Here is a 17035-nt window from a genome sequence, read left to right as displayed (position 1 = left end):
GCGCCGGCACAGCATGAGACATCGACATGACGACCACGCCCCCCGCTCCCGCCATCACCCGCGCCATCCGTGGCCGCGTGCTGCATTTCCTGCGCGACCCCCAGTTCCATGAGGACGCGTACCAGTATTGGGAGGACGGCGTGCTGATCGTCACCGCCGGGCACATCGCCGCGGCGGGCGCCTACGCGGAACTGGCCGCGCAGATCCCGGCCGGCGCCGAGATCGTCGACCGCCGCGGCAAGCTGATCGTGCCTGGCTTCATCGACACACACGTGCACTACCCGCAGACCGACATCATCGCCTCGCCCTCGCCGGGCCTGCTGCACTGGCTCGACACCTACACCTTCCCCGAGGAGCGCCGCTTCGCCGAGCCGGAATACGCCGCCGCGGTGGCCGGCTTCTTCGCCGACGAGCTGCTGCGCAACGGCACCACCAGCGCGGTGGCCTGGAGCACCGTGCACGCGGCCTCGGCCGACGCCCTGTTCGCCGAGGCCGACCGCCGCAACCTGCGCCTGGTCACCGGCAAGGTCATGATGGACCGTAACTGCCCCGAGTTCCTGCGCGACACCGCCGAGTCCGGCGCGCGCGACTCGGCCGACCTGCTGTCGCGCTGGCATGGCAGGAAGCGCCTGTCCTACGCCATCACGCCGCGCTTCGCCCCGACTTCCACCGAAGCGCAACTGGCCGCCTGCGGCGAACTCGCCAAGGCTTACCCGGACGCCTTCATCCAGACCCACGTGGCGGAAAACCGCGACGAGGTGAAATGGGTGGCCGAGCTGTTCCCGCAGGCGCGCAGCTACCTGGACGTCTACGACCGATACGGCCTGCTGCGCCCCGGCGCGCTCTACGGCCACGCCATCTACCTGGACCAGGACGACCGCCGCCGCCTGGCCGACAGCGGCGCCGCCGTGGCGCACTGCCCCACCTCCAACCTGTTCCTGGGCAGCGGCTTCTACGATTTCCACCAGTCCGACGCCAACCGCCTCAACGTCACGCTGGCCACCGACGTGGGCGGCGGCACCTCGTTCTCCATGCTGCGCACCATGAACGCCGCGCACAAGGTGGCGCGCATGGGCGGCTATCACCTGACCGCGCTGCGCATGTTCTACCTCGCCACGCGCGCGGCCGCCGACGCGCTCGGCTGGAGCGCGCGCGTGGGCAGCTTCGCGCCCGGCTGCGAAGCCGACTTCATCGTGCTGGACCCGCACGCCACGCCGCTGATCGCGCGCCGCAGCGAACGCTCGGAGACGCTGGAAGAGCAGCTATTCGCCTTCGCCATGCTGGGCGACGACCGCGCCGTCGGCGAGGTCTACGTGATGGGCGAGGAAGCCGGAGCCGCGGCGCGCGCCGCGCACTGAAGCGGCGCTCCCGCCACTCGGCGGGAGCCGCCACGCCCTTTTTGACGCCAGTCAACACACCCGTCATACATCCCTTCTAAGCTGTCGCAACCTTGGCCTCGTGTGGCCGCTAATCGCCCAGTTCCATTCCAAGCGCTCGACAACTGAAGGTGCCATGACCGTCTCGCAGCAAATTCCCTTTCCCGAACCGGTTTCCCCAGACGCTCCGCTGCCGCCGCGCAAGGTCATCCGCAGCTGGATGATCCCGATCACCACGCGCAGCACGCCGCGCGCGCTGGTGCTGTTCGCGCTCGACACCGCGCTGTTCGCCGCGGCGCTGGCCGGCGTGGTGCTGTTTTCGCACTGGCTGGCCAAGGCGGCCGCGGGCGTGGCAACCGGCCTCGTCATCGCCCGCCTGTTCATCATCGGGCACGATGCCTGCCACCAGAGCCTGACGCCACGGCGCGGCCTGAACAAATGGCTCGGGCGCCTGACCTTCCTGCCGTCGCTGACGCCCTACAGCCTGTGGGAAGTGGGCCATAACGTGGTCCACCACGGCTATTCCAACCTCAAGGGCTTCGACTTCGTGTGGGCGCCGTACTCGCTCGAGGAATTCCAGGCGCTGCCGCGCTGGCGCCGCGCGATGGAGCGCATCTACCGCACCGGCTTCGGCGCGGGGCTGTATTACCTGGTGGAAATCTGGTGGTGCAAGATGTTCTTCCCGAACCGCCGCCAGATGCCCACGCGGCGCGCCATCTTCATGTGGGACTGCGTGCTGGTGGCCGTGTTCGGCGCCGCCTGGATCGGCGCGCTGGTGTGGCTGGCGCTGGCCAGCGGCCAGTCGGCCGCGCTGCTGGTCGGGCTGGGTTTCGTGCTGCCGTTCCTGGTGTGGAACCTGACCGTCGGTTTCGTGCTGTACGTGCACCACACCCACACCAGCGTGGCCTGGTACGACACCAAGGCCATGTGGGCGCGCGCCCAGCCGTTCGTCTCCACCACCGTGCACCTGCGGTTCCGCTACGGCATCGGCGCGGCGCTGCACCACATCATGGAGCACACCGCGCACCACGTGGACATGAGCGTGCCGCTGTACCGCCTCAAGCGCGCCCAGGCGCTGCTGGAGCAGACCCTGCCGGGCCGCATCATCATCCAGAACTTCAGCTGGCGCTGGTACTTCGGCACCGCGCGCCGCTGCAAGCTGTACGACTTCAAGGCGCTGTGCTGGACCGACTTCCGCGGCCGCCAGACCAGCGACAACGCACCGGTGCCACTGTAGGCACTGGACGCGCGCGGCCCGCCTTGGCATAATGCGGGCTTCCATTGGGGAGTAGCCGCCCCGTTTTCACCGCCCGCGCAACGCGGGAAGCGGAAAAGCGGGGGCGCACGTCAACAGACTTGACCGCTTGCGGTTATGGCGTGCGCAGCTTCCGGGACGGGCCACGCGGCCTGTTTCCAGGCCTGGCGAGACCGATGACATCACCTTTCTGGCCGGGCCGGGAAAGGTGCTTGTCATTGGCATCTCGCGATGCAGCGGCCCGGACATCACCCACAAAAGAATGGAAGCCTTCCTCGTCTCCACAGGCATCGTCGCCCTTGCTGAAATGGGCGACAAGACCCAGTTGCTGTCCCTCGTGCTCGCGGCCCGCTACCGCAAGCCCCTGCCGATCATCCTCGGCATCTTCATCGCCACCCTCGTCAACCACGGCTTCGCCGGCGCGCTCGGCGGCTGGATCACGCACGTGCTCGGCGCGGACGTGCTGCGCTGGATCCTCGGCGTGGGCTTCATCGCCATGGCCGGCTGGATGCTGATCCCCGACAAGCTCGACGACGCCGAGCAGGGCAAGCCGGCCAAGGGCGCGCTCGGCATCCTCGGCACCACCATCGTGGCCTTCTTCTTCGCGGAAATGGGCGACAAGACGCAGATCGCCACCGTGGCGCTGGCGGCCCGCTTCAGCGGCGAGGTGATCGGCGTGGTGGCCGGCACCACCTTCGGCATGATGCTGGCCAATGCGCCCGCCGTGCTGCTGGGCGACCGCTTCGCCAACAAGATGCCGATCGCGCTGGTGCACAAGATCGCCGCGGCGATCTTCCTGGTGCTGGGCGTGCTGGCGCTGCTCGGCGTGGGCGCCTGAGCGGGCGGCGGGCGGCGGGCGGCGCGCCGTTATTTCGCCATCGCGCCGGCCGCGGCCGGCCGTCCGGCTTCCTGCGCGATGCGCGCCCGCAGCTCGTCCGCCGAACCCATCTGGCGGAACAGCGGACCGCCCGTGGCAAAGCTGTTCGCGGTGGCCAGCGGGCCCACCACCACCGGTTCGAAGCCGGCGTCGCGCACCAGCTGCGCGCCCACGCGCAGGGCCACCGGATCGTCCGCGGCGATGGGCACGGCCATCAGCGCGCCCGCGCGGCGGCTGTTCTGCGCGAAATCCGCCGCGCCCGTGAAGTTGAACGCGCGCACCACGCGCGCGCCGCGCAGGTACTTGGCCGTGGTGATGCCGATGCCGTTGCTCATCGCTTCGTCGACGATGGCGCCGTCGCGCGCGCGCACCGCGTTGGTCGCGTCCACCACCACCTTGCCGTCGAAGGCATTGCCGTTCTGCCCGGCAATCTCGGGCAGTGCCTTGTACGGCACGGCCAGCAAGATCACGTCGGCGAAGGCCAGCGCGTCGGCCACGGTGCCGGCGCGCGCCAGCGGGCCGAGCTTGTCGGTGAGCGGCTTGAGCTCCTCCGGATGCCGCGAGGAAAACAGCACCGGATGCCCGGCCTGCACCCACAGCCCGCCTATCGTGCCGCCGATGCGCCCGGAACCGATCACGCCGATGCGGACCGGGGCGGCGCCCGACTGCGCCAGCAGGTGCGAAGGACGCAGGCCCAGCGCCAGGGCCAGCAGGGCGAGGACCGAGCCGCCCGCCAGCAGGCGCCGTCGCAGGTCGGGGGCGGCGGGGGCAGTGGCGGCGCAGCGGGACTCGGGCGGACGGCCCGCGCGGCGGGCCGGAGATGCGGGATGACCGGAAAACGGCATGTCGGACTCCTCGATCGGCAAGGAGAAGCTGCTGCATCACAGCGAATGGCGCCGGCGCGGGACGCGGCGCGTGCCCTCAAACTGTAGGCCAAAAAAGCTGCGCGCGCTGCGCACGGCCGGCACATCGCGCGGGACCGGTTCCGCGCGGTCTGGCGACCGCGAAATGAGAAACGGGGCTCGCGCCCCGTTTCTCATTTCGCCTGCCAGGCGAGCCGGATGATCAGTTGGTCGTCTTCGCCCCCGCCTCGAACCACTGCCCCAGCAGCGCGCGCTCGTCGTCGGTGATCTGCGTGACGTTGCCCAGCGGCATGGCCTTCTGCTGCACGGCCTGCTGGTAGATCATCTGCGCGTGCGCCTTGATCTCGTCCGCGGTATCGAACTTGATGCCCTTGGCGGCGCTGGGCATCAGCTTGGGCGACGCGGCATGGCACTGGATGCAGCGCGAGTTGATGACTTCCTGCACCTGCGCGAAGCGCACCGGCGTGGCCGCGGCGCCGTCCTTGCCGGCCACGGTCTCGCGCGGCACGGGAGCGATCATCACCGCGACCACGGCCAGCACGGCCACGCCGGCGGCGGGCCATGCCACGTTGATCTTGCCCTTGTGCTTGAGGATGAAGAACTGGCGGATCAGCACGCCGGCCAGCATGATCAGCACCAGCACCGCCCAGTTGTACTTGTAGCTGTAGGTCATGCTGTAGTGGTTCGACAGCATGGCGAACAGCACCGGCAGCGTGAAGTACGTGTTGTGCACGCTGCGCTGCTTGGCATTCTTGCCGTGCACCGGATCGACCGGATCGCCCTTGCGCAGCGCGGCCACCACCTTGCGCTGCCCGGGGATGATCCAGACCAGCACGTTGGCGCTCATGATGGTGGCGATCATCGCGCCGGTCAGCAGGAATGCCGCGCGGCCCGAGAACACGTGGCAGGCCACGTACGCGGCCACCGCCACGTAGATCGCCACCAGCACGCCGACGGTGCGGTCGCTCTTGCCGAACACGCGGCAGATGCAGTCGTACACCACCCAGCCCGCGGCCAGGTAGGACAGCGCCAGCCCGACCGCCGCGCCCGGCGACATGTCGTAGACGTTCTTGTCGATCAGGAACGTGCTGGCGTTGAACAGGTACAGCACCACCAGCAGGCCGAAGCCGGTCATCCAGGTGGAATAGGACTCCCAGTAGAACCAGTGCAGGTTCTCCGGCAGCGTCCTCGGCGCGGTGAGGTATTTCTGCGGGTTGTAGAAGCCGCCGCCGTGCACGGCCCACAGCTCGCCGCCCACGCCCTTTTCCTGCAACTCGGGGTCCTGCGGTCGCGTCAGGCTGTTGTCGAGCCAGACGAAATAGAACGAGGAACCGATCCACGCGATGGCGGTGATGACGTGCACCCAGCGCAGCAGCAGATTGGCCCAGTCGAGGATATAGCCTTCCATGTCTTGTCTCCTGTGTTGCCTGGCCCGCGCTCAGCTGCCGCGGTAAGTGGAATACGACCAGGGGGAGACCAGCAGCGGCACGTGGTAGTGCGCGGCCGTGTCCGCGATGCCGAAGCGCAGCGTCACCACGTCGAGGAAGGGCGGCTCGGGCAGCCTGGCGCCTTGCGCGCGGAAGTAGTCCCCGGCGCCGAATTCCAGCTCGTACACACCGGCGGCCATGGTGTCGCCGTCCAGCAGGGGCTGGTCGCAGCGGCCATCGTGGTTGGTGACGACGGTCTTCAGCGCCTCCTTACGATTGTCGACAATTTTATGCAGGGTAATCGACATGCCGGCACCGGGCTTGCCGGCTGCGGTGTCGAGTACATGAGTGGTCAAGCGTCCCATCCTGTTCTTCCTTAGGGCTTTGGGTTGTGAGAGGCGCCGCTGCCTTCACTAGCACCATTTGTGGGAATGGTGCCCGCTCGGTACGTATTTCTAACGCATCCCGGCGCTGGACTGGTGCAGGGCGACAATGCTTCGCGCCAGTCCGGATGACAACTAAGGAAATACCCTGAGTTGTCGAAAACCTAGCTCGGTTTTGTTGACAATATTGAATGCACAACCAAATAATTGTCAACAATTTTTGGGGCGCGCCACCGGTTCCCGGGACGTCTTTCCGGGCCGGCCCGCAGCGCCGCTTCTCTCCTCACCGATACGCTGGTGCCAAGATGTCCAAAAGTCTCAAGCTGATTGGCGGTGCCGATGACACCGCCGCCCCGGCCGAAACCAAGCCCGCGCGCAAGGGCTCCGTCGAGGAGCGCATGTATCACGAGATCTATGACGCGATCATGGAGCACCGGCTGCCACCGCGCACCAAGCTGACCGAGCACTCGCTTTGCGAAATCTATGCCACCGCGCGCCACACCGTGCGCAAGGTGCTTGCGCGCCTGGCCGCCGACGGCATGGTCGACCTCGAGCCCAACCGCGGCGCGTTCATCGCCAGCCCGTCCACCGACGAGGCGCACGACATGTTCGAGCTGCGCCAGATGCTCGAGCGCGCGGTGCTGGAAAAGCTCGCCGCCATGCGCGACGTCAAGCGCGTGATCGCGCCGCTGCGCAAGATGGTGGAGGCCGAGCGCCAGGCCTTCCTCGGCCATGAGCGGCCCAAGTGGATCCGCCTGTCGGCCGAGTTCCACACCGCGCTGGCCGAGCTGTCCGGCAACACGCTGCTGGTCACCATGATGCGCCGGCTGGTGTCGCGCACCACGCTGATGATCGCCAGCGTGGAAGCGCCGGGCAACAACGCCTGCTCGTTCGACGAGCACGAAGAGATTCTCGATGCACTGGAACAGGGCGACGCCGCGCTCGCCCAGAGCCGCATGGCGCACCATCTCGGCGCCTGCGCCGACCGCGTGCAGCCCGACGAACCGGGCAACTTCGATCTTCGCAGCGTGCTGGGCCACTCCACCTAGCGCGATGTTCCCGCCGCCACCCCGCGGCCAAGGCCCGATTCCTGCTCAAGAGAACGCGTCCCCGACGATGCGCGCGGGCCGGAATCACGCACAGAGCCAGCCGCCGGCAGCGTTCCCATCAACATCCAAAGGAGAGGAGACACACCCATGACTAGCGCCAGCACCACGGTTCCAACGGATCTCACCAACGAGCGGCTGCCTTCGGGCCGGCTGCTCGCGCTCGGCCTGCAGCACGTACTGGTGATGTATGCCGGTACCGTCGCGGTGCCGCTGATCATCGGCGGCGCGCTCAAGCTCCCCAAGGACCAGCTCGCCTTCCTCATCAACGCGGACCTGCTCGCGGCGGGCCTGGCCACGCTGATCCAGGCGGTCGGCGTGTGGAAGTTCGGCATCCGCATGCCGGTGATGATGGGGGTGACGTTCGCCTCGGTGGCGCCGATGATCGCCATCGGCTCCGATCCCAACGTGGGGCTGCTCGGCATCTACGGCGCGGTGATCGCAGCCGGGGTGTTCGGCATCCTGGTGGCACCGCTGATGGGGCGCATGCTCGGCCTGTTCCCGCCGGTGGTGACCGGCACGGTGATCACGCTGATCGGCGTGTCGCTGATGCGGGTCGGCATCAACTGGGCCGGCGGCGGCCAGCCCACCATGCGCGCGGTGATCGACGGCGTGGTCAAGGAAGTGCCCAACCTGGCCTACGGCGACCTCGGCAATCTCGGCATCGCCGGGCTGGTGCTGGCGGTGATCCTGCTGCTGAGCAAGTATGGCCGCGGCCTGGTGTCGAACTGCGCGGTGCTGCTGGGCATCGTGGCCGGCACGCTGGTGGCGATGGCGCTGGGCAAGGTGTCGTTCGACGGCGTCGGCGAAGCGAGCATGGTCGCCTTCATCACGCCGCTGCACTTCGGCATCCCCACCTTCGACCTGGCGGCCACGCTGTCGATGTGCGTGGTGATGCTGATCACGCTGGTGGAATCCACCGGCATGTTCCTCGCGCTGGCGGACATCACCGGCAAGCGCCTGTCCAACCAGGATCTCACGCGCGGCCTGCGCGCCGACGGCCTCGGCACGGTGATCGGCGGCGTGTTCAACACCTTCCCCTATACCTCGTTCTCGCAGAACGTGGGCCTGGTCACGGTGACCGGCGTGCGCTCGCGCTACGTGGCGGCCGCCGGCGGCGTCATCCTGATCGCGCTGGGACTGTTTCCGAAGATGGCCCACATCGTGGCCTCGGTGCCGCAGTTCGTGCTGGGCGGCGCGGGCATCGTGATGTTCGGCATGGTGGCGGCCACCGGCATCCGCATCCTCGGCTCGTGCGACTTCAACCGCAACCGCCACAACCTGTTCATCGTCGCCATCGCGATCGGCTTCGGCATGATTCCCACGCTGTCGCCGACGCTGTTCCAGTACCTGCCCAAGTGGACCGACCCCTTCACGCACAGCGGCATCGTGCTGGGCACCATCGTGGCGGTGGTGCTCAACGTGTTCTTCAACGGCATCCAGTCGCGCGAAGAGGCGATGCGCCACGCCGCGGCGAACTCACACGGCACGGAATGAGCGCGGAGCACACGGCGCATACGGAGCACACGGCGCAATAAGCGCGGCGCAATACAAGCCGGCGGGGGCCGGCACAGTTTCCTGAGACACCATGACCCTGATGACAAGCAACAACTATCCACGCGACCTGGTCGGATACGGCAGCCAGCCGCCTCACGCGCGCTGGCCGGGCGGCGCGCGCATTGCGCTGCAGTTCGTCCTCAACTACGAAGAGGGCGGCGAGAACAACGTGCTGCATGGCGACGCCGGCTCCGAGCAGTTCCTCTCCGAGATCATCGGCGCGGCGGCCTACCCGGACCGCCACATGAGCATGGAGGGCGTGTACGAGTACGGCTCGCGCGCGGGCGTCTGGCGCATCCTGCGCGAGTTCGAGCGGCGCGGCCTGCCGCTGACCATCTTCGGCGTGTCGATGGCGCTGCAGCGCCATCCCGAGCTGACCCGCGCCTTCGTCGAGCTCGGCCATGAGATCGCCTGCCACGGCTGGCGCTGGATCCACTACCAGGGCATCGACGAAGCCACCGAGCGCGAGCACATGCGCATCGGCATGCAGATCATCGAGGAGCTGACCGGCACGCTGCCGCTGGGCTGGTACACCGGCCGCGACAGCCCCAACACGCGCCGCCTGGTGGTGGAGCACGGCGGCCTGCTGTACGACTCGGACTACTACGGCGACGACCTGCCGTTCTGGACCGAGGTGGAGGTGAGCGGCGGCGAGAAAAAACCTCACCTGGTGGTGCCCTACACGCTGGACTCCAACGACATGCGCTTCGCCACGCCGCAGGGCTTCAACACCGGCGAGCAGTTCTTCCAGTACCTGAAGGATGCCTTCGACGTGCTCTACGCCGAGGGCGACCCGCTCGGCCTGGACCGGCCCAAGATGCTGTCGGTCGGCATGCACTGCCGTCTGCTGGGCCGCCCGGGGCGCATGCGCGGGCTGCAGCGCTTCCTCGACTACGTGCAGGGCCACGACAAGGTGTGGATCTGCCGGCGCGTGGACATCGCGCGCCACTGGGCCGAGACCCATCCCCATTCCGCGAAAACCCAAGCATGAGCCAGACCTATACCCTCGCACAACTCAACGCGCTGCCCGCCGATGCCTTCATCGAGCTGCTCGGCGGCATCTACGAACACTCGCCGTGGGTGGCGCAGGCCGCCGCGGCGCAACGTCCGTTCGCCAATATCGCCACGCTGGCCGACACCATGCGCGCCATCGTGGACGGCGCCGGCGACGCCGCCCAGATCACGCTGGTGCGCGCCCACCCGGAGCTGGCCGGCAAGGCCGCGGTGCGCGGCGAGCTGACCGCCGAATCGACCCGCGAGCAAAGCGGCGCGGGCCTGGACCAGTGCTCGGCCGCGGAGTTCGAACAGCTCCAGGACCTCAACCGCCGCTACAACGAGAAGTTCGGCTTTCCCTTCATCCTGGCCGTGCGCGGCTATGACCGCGCCGGCATCATCGGGGAATTCGCAAGGCGCATCGGCAACGCGCCCGCCGCGGAGTTGCAAACTTGCATCAACCAGATCCACCGCATTGCGCAGTTCCGACTGGACGACTTAGTATCCCGCTGAGTTGAAATGGGCAGCCTGCTTATCGATTGCGGTACCTCGGCCGCAGGCGCCCGGGCAGCATCCGGCGGGGGTTCCGCGAGCCAGCGGAATTCACCGCCCGGGCATGCCCCAAGAACGAATAGAACCCGCCAGGGACCCAGTACACAAAAGCACGCAACGGATCAACCACGGAGAAATCACCAATGCAAAAGCAATTCAAGCCGGCACTCAAGCTGGCGGCGATGGCTGCCGCCCTCGCCAGCGGCGCCGCCATGGCCCAGTCCAGCGTCACGCTCTACGGCCAGGCCGACATGTTCGTCGGCGGCACCAAGAACGTGGGCTCGGGCGACCGCGCCTGGGTCGCCAACTCGGGCGGCATGCAGACCTCGTACTGGGGCATCAAGGGCACCGAGGACCTCGGCGGCGGCACCAAGGCCATCTTCGACCTGAACGGCTTCTTCCGCACCGACAACGGCAGGTCGGGCCGCTTCGACGGCGACTCGCTGTTCAGCCGCAATGCCTTCGTCGGCCTGCAGAACGACAAGCTGGGCTCGGTCAAGCTGGGCCGCAACACCACGCCCTACTTCGTGTCGACCATCCTGTTCAACCCGCTGATCGACTCCTACGTGTTCTCGCCGATGGTGTTCCACACCTACTTCGGCGCGTCCACCGCGCGCGTGAACGATCCCGGCATCGTCGGCGACTCGGGCTGGAACAACTCGGTGCTGTACTCGACCCCGACCATCGGCGGCCTGACCGCCAACGTGATCTACTCCTTCGGCGAGAAGGTCGGCTCCATCGGCCAGAACAAGTGGGGCGGCAACCTGACCTACTTCAACGGCCCGATCGCCGCCACGCTGGCGTTCCAGCAAGTGAAGTTCGACAGCACGCCGGGCGACATCACCGCCTCCACCAGCCCGCTGCTGGCCGGCTTCAGCAAGCAGAACGCGGTGCAGGCCGGCCTGAGCTACGACTTCCAGGTGGTGAAGGTGTTCGCGCAGGGCCAGTACATCAAGACCGACATCGACAACAACCCCAACGGCGACATCAAGCACTACAACGGCCAGGTCGGCGTGTCGGTGCCGATCGGCGCGGGCAGCGTGCTGGCCTCCTACGCCTACGACAAGACCAAGAACTCGGTCGCGGATTTCAAGCGCAACACGGTGGCGGTCGCCTACGACTACAACCTGTCCAAGCGCACCGACGTCTACGCGGCGTACTTCTACGACAGGATCACCGACCTGTCGCACGGCGACACCTTCGGCGTGGGCGTGCGCCACAAGTTCTGACGCGCCGGGCTTGCCGGCGGCAACGGAAACCCGCCCTTGCGGCGGGTTTTTTCGTGGCGGGTCCGGCGTGGGAGGCGGCGGCCCTGCGTCCTCACTTGCCCGCGGACAACATGCGCAGGCAGGCATCCGACAGGCTGCGCGCGAACGGGGAACTGTCCTTCGCCCTGGCGGCAATGATGTCGTCCGTGGCGCCGTGGATGCCGGAGTAGATCAGCAGCGCCACCACCCGGGGCTGCTCCGCCGGCCAGGCTCCGGCCGCCCTGCCGCCTTCTATGATGCCCAGCAACTGGTCGAGGATGGCGCTCTTCGCCTGATTGGAACGGTCGTGATGATGGTGGTTGACGTAGACGATGTCGTGCGTGCGGTACGTCTTCACGTAGGTTTCCACGTTGGCCTGGATCCAGGCGCGCAGCCGGCCGGCCCAGTCATCCTCCGCACAGGCATCGACCGCCTTCTGCAGGCTGGCCAGGAACTGCGCCGTGTAGCGCTTGCCCAGCGCTTCGAGCATCTCGTTCTTGGAAGAAAAGTAATGATAGAAGGTGCCCTTGGCGACCTGCGCCTCCTCGACGATCTCGTTGATCGTCGTCGCCTCCACGCCTTTGTCGAGGAATAGTTTTTCGGCGGCGGCCATCAGCTCCTCCAGGCGGATTTCCGCCGGCTTGGTGCGGGGACGGGCCGGAGCGCCGGCAGGCGGCTCCGCTTGGGACGATCTCGCTTTCATTGGGTCATTTCGCGCGCGACAGACAGACGGACGCAGTTTAAGTGAAGTGCCCGGCCACGGTCCCGCACCGCGCTGCATTTTCCATTGACCGACGGTCAGTCGATTGATAGGATGCGGCATGGACGATCGTTGTCCCGCCTCATTTCACGGAACCGCCATGCAGCGCTATCGCCGCCATGCCTTGCTGGGAGCCGCGTATCTCGGCACCTTCCTCGCGTCGCTCGACATCAGCATCGTCAACGTGGCGCTGCCGACCCTGCAGACGGCGCTGCGGACCGACATCGCCGGGCTGCAGTGGGTGGTCAACGCCTACGCGATCTGCCTGTCGGCATTCATGCTGTCGGCCGGCCCGCTGGGCGACCTGTACGGCCACAAGCGCGCGTGGATGGCCGGCGTCGTCCTGTTCACGGCCGGCTCCGCCATGTGCGCCATGGCGGCCACCCTGCCTCTCTTGCTGGCCGGCCGGGCGGTGCAGGGCGTGGCGGGCGCGTTGCTGATCCCGGGCGCGATGCCGATCCTCACCCACGCGTTTCCCGACCCCAGGGAACGCGCGCACGCCATCGGCGGCTGGTCGGCGTTCAGCGCGCTGGCGCTGATTCTGGGGCCGCTGCTCGGCGGAGTACTGCTGCAGAGCGCCGGCTGGCAGAGCATTTTCTTCATCAACCTTCCGCTGGGCATCATCGCCGTCGGACTGGGCATGTGGGGAATCCCGGAACGCAGGCACCCCGATCACGCCGCGCTGGACCCGCTCGGGCAGATACTCAGCGTCCTCTGGCTGGGCGCATTGACCTACGGGTTGATCGCGGCCGGCGAATACGGCTTCGGCGGCGCCCTGCCATCGGCAGCCCTGCTGTCCGCCCTGGTTGCCTTCGTTGCCTTCTGGGTGGTGGAAACGCGCGTCGCGCGCCCGCTGCTGCCGCTGTCCCTGTTCCGGCATCGCCCGTTCGCCGTCGCCAATTTCGCGTCGTTCGTGCTCGGTTTTTCGTGCTACAGCAGCCTGTTCTTTTTCTCGATCTTCCTCCAGCAGATCCAGGGCTGGTCTCCGGTCGAGACGGGCTGGCGGATGCTGCCGCAGTTCGTGGCCACCGGCGTTGCCTCGGTTCTGTTCGGGCGGCTGAGTGCGGGCATCGCCGTGCGGTGGCTGATGGTGGCCGGATACGGCCTGGTCGGAATCTCGATGCTGTCGATGACGCAGTTCACCGCGCAGACTCCCTACCTGGCCGTCGGCACGCTGTTCGGCGTCCTCGGCCTGGGAATGGGGCTCGCCGTCCCCGCCACCGGCATGATCGTCATGAGTTCGGCGCCGCGGGAGCGCTCGGGAATGGCTTCCGCCACCATGAATGCGCTGCGCCAGACGGGGATGACCATCGGCATTGCGCTGCTTGGAACGCTGATGGGCAGCCGGGCGATCCACGTGCTCGCCGATGCCGCCGGCGCGCACGGCATCGCCGATGCCGCGTCGGTCGCGCGCGAGGCGGTCACGCACCATGTCTTGCCAGACGCCCCGCGTGTATTCTCCGGACTCTATGCGGCAGCGATGGCAAGCGGGTTTCACGTTGCGATGTTGTGCGCGGGAGTTCCCTGCATCGTTGCGATCGCCCTGCTCCTGACGGTTCAGCCCGGCGCGAAGCCGGCCATCCGGGAAACGGCCGCCGCTCGCTGAAAGCGGACAGCCGGCGTCCTGCACGAACTGGAAACCCGCCCGCCGGGGCGGGCTCCTTCATGCGTGCGACGCTCAGAAATCCACCGTCATCGCCACCTTGAACGTGCGCGGCGCGCCCTGCAGCAGGTAGCCGCCGTAGGTCGAAGCCCAGTACGCCTTGTTGGCCACGTTCTCCACCAGCGCGCGCACCGTGTAGCGCTGCTGTGCGGCCTTGAAGGTATAGCGCGCGCCGAGGTCGAAGCGGCTCCAGGACGGGATGCTCACGGCATTGGCGGCGTCCAGGTACTGGCGCCCGGTGTACAGGTAGCGCCCGGTCACGGTGGCGCCGGCCAGCCACGGCAGGTCCCATTCCGCGCCGAGGTTCAGCGTGTAGTTCGGCACGCCGATCGCCTTGTTGCCGTCGTTGGCCCCGTTCGCGGTGCTGGTCAGCTTGGCGTCGATGTACGCCATGCCGGCCAGCACGCGCACGCCGGGCAGCGGCTCGCCGAAACCGCTCAGCTCGACGCCGCGGTTGCGCTGCTCGCCGGCCAGGCCGAAGGTGTTGGAGCCGGGATCGGTGATGCCGACCGGCTGCTTGATCTGGTACACCGCCAGCGTGGCGCCGAACTTGCCGCTGTCCCACTTGACGCCCGCCTCGTCCTGCTTGGACTTGACCGGCGCGAACACCTCGTTGCGGTTGACCACCGTGACCGGCGGGGTCGGCCCCTGGGACAGCCCTTCGATGTGGTTCGCGTACAGCGAGATGTTCCGCCACGGCTTGACCACCAGCCCGAACGCGGGCGAGGTGGCCGAGCGGTTGTAGTCGGCGTTCTGCACGCCGGTATAGGCATAGCCGCGCACGCTGAGGTTCTGCTGGCGCACGCCGAGCGTGAGCAGCACGCGCTCGTCCAGGAAGGACAGCGTGTCCGACACCGCCACGCTGCTCAGGTTGGTGCGGCCGGTGGTGCCGGGGTCCGCCATGTTGCCGCCGACCAGCACGGTGCCGGGACGCGGCGCCTCGACGAAGTCGTACAGGCTGGCGGGGACCGACGAGCCGAAGTCGTAGGCGGTGTTCTTCTTGGTCTGCATGCCCGACCACGCCAGGTTGACCTGGTGCTTGACCGGACCGGTCTCGAAGCGGCCGCGCACGCCCGCCTCTTCCGAGGTGGTGTCGGCCTTGTACGGCACCGTCAGGCGCCCGGCGGTGCCGATGCCGGCGCCGTTCACGGTAGGCGTGGAGTAGTTGCCGAACTCGTTGGTGTGATGCGCGCCCAGGCCCACGTAGGCGGTCCAGGCCGGGGCGATGTCGACCTCGCCGCGCAGCGTGCCGTAGGTGTCCTCGAGCATGGAGTTGGCCCACGGCTGGGTGTAGTTGGCGCTGGCCGACGGCACCGCAGGCAAGGTGGTGCCGCTGAGCTGGACGATCGAGCGGCCGCCGTAGATGCTCTGCTTCTGATAGCCGACGTCGGCCGACAGGCGCACCTTGTCGCCCTGGTAGTCGAGCCCCGCGGTAAACAGGCGCTGCTGCCGGTTCTCGCGGTCGATGGCGGTATCGCCGCCGCGCGCCAGCGCGTTGATGCGCACGCCGAACTGCTTCTGCTCGCCGAAGCGGCGGCCGATGTCCACGTGGCCGCCGACCTGCGAGTCGCTGCCGTAGTCGATGGTGGCCTGGGTGATGGGCTGGTCGGTAGCGAACTTGGGCACCAGGTTGATGCCGCCGCCGATGCCCGAGCCGCCCGGCGTCACGCCGTTGAGGAACGCGCTCGCGCCGCGGAATACCTCGACCCGCTCCAGCCCTTCGACCGCCACCAGCTGGCGCGGCGCGATGCCGTACAGGCCGTTGTAGGAGATGTCGTCGCCGGTGAGCTGGAAGCCGCGCACCACGAACGACTCGGAGTAATTGCCGAAGCCGTAGCTGCTGCGCACGCCGGGATCGTTGGCCAGCACGTCGGCAATGCTGCGCGCCTGCTGGTTCTGCATCAGTTCGGCGGTGTATGACGTGACGCTGAACGGCACGTCCATGATGTCCTGGTTGCCCAGGATGCCGAGGCGGCCGCCGCGCGCCACCTGGCCGCCGGCATAGGCCGGCGGCGGCTGGTCGGCGGCTGCGGCGGGCGCGCGCACGGTGACCTCCGGCAGGCTCTCGGCGGGCGCCGCGCCCGCCTGCTGCGCCAGCGCAAACGAAGGCAGGGCGCCGGCCACGGCCAGCGCCGTCACCAGCGGGCGCAGCCGTGCGGTAGCGAAAAAGCGGCCGGAATGCGAAGGCCGCATGGCGGAGCGAGCGCGCAGTGCGCCGGCAGGCGCATGCGAACCACGTGAAGCTGAAGACAAGGTGAAACTCCCGATGTTCTGTGCGTGCCCGGCGGCGGGGCACTTTGCTGACCCAAGACAACGCCGTGCGGCCATCGCGCGGCAAGTGCGCGGCGTGGGCGTTCCAGGCGGTGTGGGCGGATTATTTCAGAACATCAGGTCGGATGTAAATGAGATTGATTTGTATTATCGTTTCATTTTTGCTGCGTCTGCAACAAAAATGCCTTATGCGCCGGATCGGGCGGCGGCAAGGCGCGGCGGTACACCGGAATCGTTGCGGGAAGGTCGGGCGGAAGCCCGTGCCGGGCCGGCGGCAGAGCGCCGCGGGATGATGAGATTGTTGCAATGCGATAGAGACAGTCTACCGTGTCATCGGGATCGAAAGCCGTTGTTTAATAGGCCGATTCAATTGGCGAGCCCGCCGGTGCCTGCCTAAATTTATTTTCCAGGCAACAAAACGGCAACGGACGAGGTGACTCATGCGGCGTGATGCAAAGACCCGGTCGGAGTTGATGGCCATCCTGAACCAGTTCCTCAACAACAATCCCGAGTGCGGCGAATGCGAGCTGCATGCCATGCGCGTGCACCAACCCGACCACACGGGTTGTAACTGGAGCGCGGAAGTCGACTTCCCGCGCGAATGCGATGACCACCTGCCGACCAAGCTGGCAGCCGCCAAATCCATCATCGTGGTGATGCGCGAGCAGTACAACATGCTGCAATAGGCTGCGACGATTGCGCGTG

15 protein-coding genes and 1 riboswitch are annotated in these 17035 nt (G+C 67.6%); of the genes, 10 read left to right on the top strand and 5 right to left on the bottom strand.

Translation table 11 applies throughout. From position 1 onward, the window contains the following. The first annotated feature begins 26 nt into the window (after window positions 1–26). The 3 genes from guaD to ACKI2N_RS06440 all read left to right on the top strand — a co-directional run bounded on the left by guaD (window position 27) and on the right by ACKI2N_RS06440 (window position 3469). A complete protein-coding gene (gene guaD, locus ACKI2N_RS06450) occupies window positions 27–1358 on the top strand; it encodes a guanine deaminase (RefSeq protein WP_420992730.1) in 1332 nt (443 codons plus the stop codon). Between the two features lie 154 nt (window positions 1359–1512). Next, window positions 1513–2613: a fatty acid desaturase gene (locus ACKI2N_RS06445; RefSeq protein ID WP_420992731.1), complete on the top strand. Its 1101-nt coding sequence runs from the start codon at window positions 1513–1515 to the stop codon at window positions 2611–2613. Between the two features lie 34 nt (window positions 2614–2647). Then, a riboswitch (yybP-ykoY riboswitch) is annotated at window positions 2648–2805 on the top strand. A gap of 88 nt (window positions 2806–2893) precedes the next feature. Next, window positions 2894–3469, top strand: a complete 576-nt coding sequence (locus ACKI2N_RS06440; RefSeq protein ID WP_420992732.1) for a TMEM165/GDT1 family protein — start codon at window positions 2894–2896, stop codon at window positions 3467–3469. Between the two features lie 29 nt (window positions 3470–3498). Here ACKI2N_RS06440 and ACKI2N_RS06435 read toward each other — a convergent pair whose 3' ends face one another. From ACKI2N_RS06435 to uraH, 3 genes are all read right to left on the bottom strand, one after another. After that, on the bottom strand, window positions 3499–4353 hold the full coding sequence (locus tag ACKI2N_RS06435; protein ID WP_420992733.1) for an NADPH-dependent F420 reductase: 855 nt from the start codon (window positions 4351–4353) through the stop codon (window positions 3499–3501). Between the two features lie 220 nt (window positions 4354–4573). Then, window positions 4574–5779, bottom strand: a complete 1206-nt coding sequence (locus ACKI2N_RS06430; RefSeq protein ID WP_420992734.1) for a urate hydroxylase PuuD — start codon at window positions 5777–5779, stop codon at window positions 4574–4576. A gap of 30 nt (window positions 5780–5809) precedes the next feature. Then, window positions 5810–6163, bottom strand: coding sequence for a hydroxyisourate hydrolase (gene uraH / locus ACKI2N_RS06425; protein ID WP_420992735.1), 354 nt, complete (start codon window positions 6161–6163; stop codon window positions 5810–5812). 323 nt (window positions 6164–6486) lie between these two features. Between uraH and ACKI2N_RS06420 the strand changes: the two genes are divergently transcribed. The 5 genes from ACKI2N_RS06420 to ACKI2N_RS06400 all read left to right on the top strand — a co-directional run bounded on the left by ACKI2N_RS06420 (window position 6487) and on the right by ACKI2N_RS06400 (window position 11618). Continuing rightward, on the top strand, window positions 6487–7230 hold the full coding sequence (locus ACKI2N_RS06420) for a GntR family transcriptional regulator (RefSeq protein WP_420992736.1): 744 nt from the start codon (window positions 6487–6489) through the stop codon (window positions 7228–7230). Between the two features lie 147 nt (window positions 7231–7377). Continuing rightward, on the top strand, window positions 7378–8784 hold the full coding sequence (locus tag ACKI2N_RS06415; protein ID WP_420992737.1) for a nucleobase:cation symporter-2 family protein: 1407 nt from the start codon (window positions 7378–7380) through the stop codon (window positions 8782–8784). Between the two features lie 100 nt (window positions 8785–8884). Further along, the gene (gene puuE, locus ACKI2N_RS06410) at window positions 8885–9835 is read left to right on the top strand and encodes an allantoinase PuuE (protein ID WP_420992913.1); all 951 of its coding nucleotides are present in this window, start codon (window positions 8885–8887) and stop codon (window positions 9833–9835) included. Continuing rightward, window positions 9832–10350, top strand: a complete 519-nt coding sequence (gene uraD, locus ACKI2N_RS06405; protein WP_420992738.1) for a 2-oxo-4-hydroxy-4-carboxy-5-ureidoimidazoline decarboxylase — start codon at window positions 9832–9834, stop codon at window positions 10348–10350. The genes puuE and uraD overlap by 4 nt, the downstream gene beginning before the upstream one ends. A 182-nt stretch (window positions 10351–10532) precedes the next feature. Continuing rightward, entirely contained in the window at window positions 10533–11618 is a 1086-nt protein-coding gene (locus tag ACKI2N_RS06400) for a porin (protein ID WP_420992739.1), read from the top strand. Between the two features lie 91 nt (window positions 11619–11709). Here the strand turns inward: ACKI2N_RS06400 and ACKI2N_RS06395 are convergent, their stop codons facing one another. Further along, on the bottom strand, window positions 11710–12339 hold the full coding sequence (locus ACKI2N_RS06395; protein ID WP_420992740.1) for a TetR/AcrR family transcriptional regulator: 630 nt from the start codon (window positions 12337–12339) through the stop codon (window positions 11710–11712). 157 nt (window positions 12340–12496) lie between these two features. Here ACKI2N_RS06395 and ACKI2N_RS06390 point away from each other — a divergent pair, with 157 nt between their 5' ends. Beyond that, complete coding sequence (locus ACKI2N_RS06390; RefSeq protein WP_420992741.1) at window positions 12497–14002, top strand: MFS transporter; 1506 nt, start codon at window positions 12497–12499, stop codon at window positions 14000–14002. Window positions 14003–14074: 72 nt separating this feature from the next. Here ACKI2N_RS06390 and ACKI2N_RS06385 read toward each other — a convergent pair whose 3' ends face one another. Beyond that, window positions 14075–16252, bottom strand: a complete 2178-nt coding sequence (locus ACKI2N_RS06385; RefSeq protein WP_420992742.1) for a TonB-dependent receptor — start codon at window positions 16250–16252, stop codon at window positions 14075–14077. A gap of 518 nt (window positions 16253–16770) precedes the next feature. Here ACKI2N_RS06385 and ACKI2N_RS06380 point away from each other — a divergent pair. After that, window positions 16771–17016 (top strand): hypothetical protein, encoded by a 246-nt coding sequence (locus ACKI2N_RS06380; protein WP_420992743.1) that lies wholly within the window; start codon window positions 16771–16773, stop codon window positions 17014–17016. The last annotated feature ends 19 nt before the right edge of the window (window positions 17017–17035 follow it).

Origin of the sequence: Cupriavidus sp. 30B13 (genome assembly GCF_049059565.2) — a bacterium.
Lineage (GTDB): Bacteria > Pseudomonadota > Gammaproteobacteria > Burkholderiales > Burkholderiaceae > Cupriavidus.
The sequence above is the reverse complement of the archived record's forward strand: the minus strand, read 5'-3'. Positions and strand labels throughout refer to the sequence as shown.

What these genes read in the sequence shown, in the direction of transcription:
- guaD (WP_420992730.1), top strand. Translation starts at nt 27, where the DNA reads ATGACGACCACGCCCCCCGCTCCCGCCATCACCCGCGCCATCCGTGGC.
- ACKI2N_RS06445 (WP_420992731.1), top strand. Translation starts at nt 1,513, where the DNA reads ATGACCGTCTCGCAGCAAATTCCCTTTCCCGAACCGGTTTCCCCAGAC.
- ACKI2N_RS06440 (WP_420992732.1), top strand. Translation starts at nt 2,894, where the DNA reads ATGGAAGCCTTCCTCGTCTCCACAGGCATCGTCGCCCTTGCTGAAATG.
- ACKI2N_RS06435 (WP_420992733.1), bottom strand. Translation starts at nt 4,353, where the DNA reads ATGCCGTTTTCCGGTCATCCCGCATCTCCGGCCCGCCGCGCGGGCCGT.
- ACKI2N_RS06430 (WP_420992734.1), bottom strand. Translation starts at nt 5,779, where the DNA reads ATGGAAGGCTATATCCTCGACTGGGCCAATCTGCTGCTGCGCTGGGTG.
- uraH (WP_420992735.1), bottom strand. Translation starts at nt 6,163, where the DNA reads ATGGGACGCTTGACCACTCATGTACTCGACACCGCAGCCGGCAAGCCC.
- ACKI2N_RS06420 (WP_420992736.1), top strand. Translation starts at nt 6,487, where the DNA reads ATGTCCAAAAGTCTCAAGCTGATTGGCGGTGCCGATGACACCGCCGCC.
- ACKI2N_RS06415 (WP_420992737.1), top strand. Translation starts at nt 7,378, where the DNA reads ATGACTAGCGCCAGCACCACGGTTCCAACGGATCTCACCAACGAGCGG.
- puuE (WP_420992913.1), top strand. Translation starts at nt 8,885, where the DNA reads ATGACAAGCAACAACTATCCACGCGACCTGGTCGGATACGGCAGCCAG.
- uraD (WP_420992738.1), top strand. Translation starts at nt 9,832, where the DNA reads ATGAGCCAGACCTATACCCTCGCACAACTCAACGCGCTGCCCGCCGAT.
- ACKI2N_RS06400 (WP_420992739.1), top strand. Translation starts at nt 10,533, where the DNA reads ATGCAAAAGCAATTCAAGCCGGCACTCAAGCTGGCGGCGATGGCTGCC.
- ACKI2N_RS06395 (WP_420992740.1), bottom strand. Translation starts at nt 12,339, where the DNA reads ATGAAAGCGAGATCGTCCCAAGCGGAGCCGCCTGCCGGCGCTCCGGCC.
- ACKI2N_RS06390 (WP_420992741.1), top strand. Translation starts at nt 12,497, where the DNA reads ATGCAGCGCTATCGCCGCCATGCCTTGCTGGGAGCCGCGTATCTCGGC.
- ACKI2N_RS06385 (WP_420992742.1), bottom strand. Translation starts at nt 16,252, where the DNA reads ATGCGGCCTTCGCATTCCGGCCGCTTTTTCGCTACCGCACGGCTGCGC.
- ACKI2N_RS06380 (WP_420992743.1), top strand. Translation starts at nt 16,771, where the DNA reads ATGCGGCGTGATGCAAAGACCCGGTCGGAGTTGATGGCCATCCTGAAC.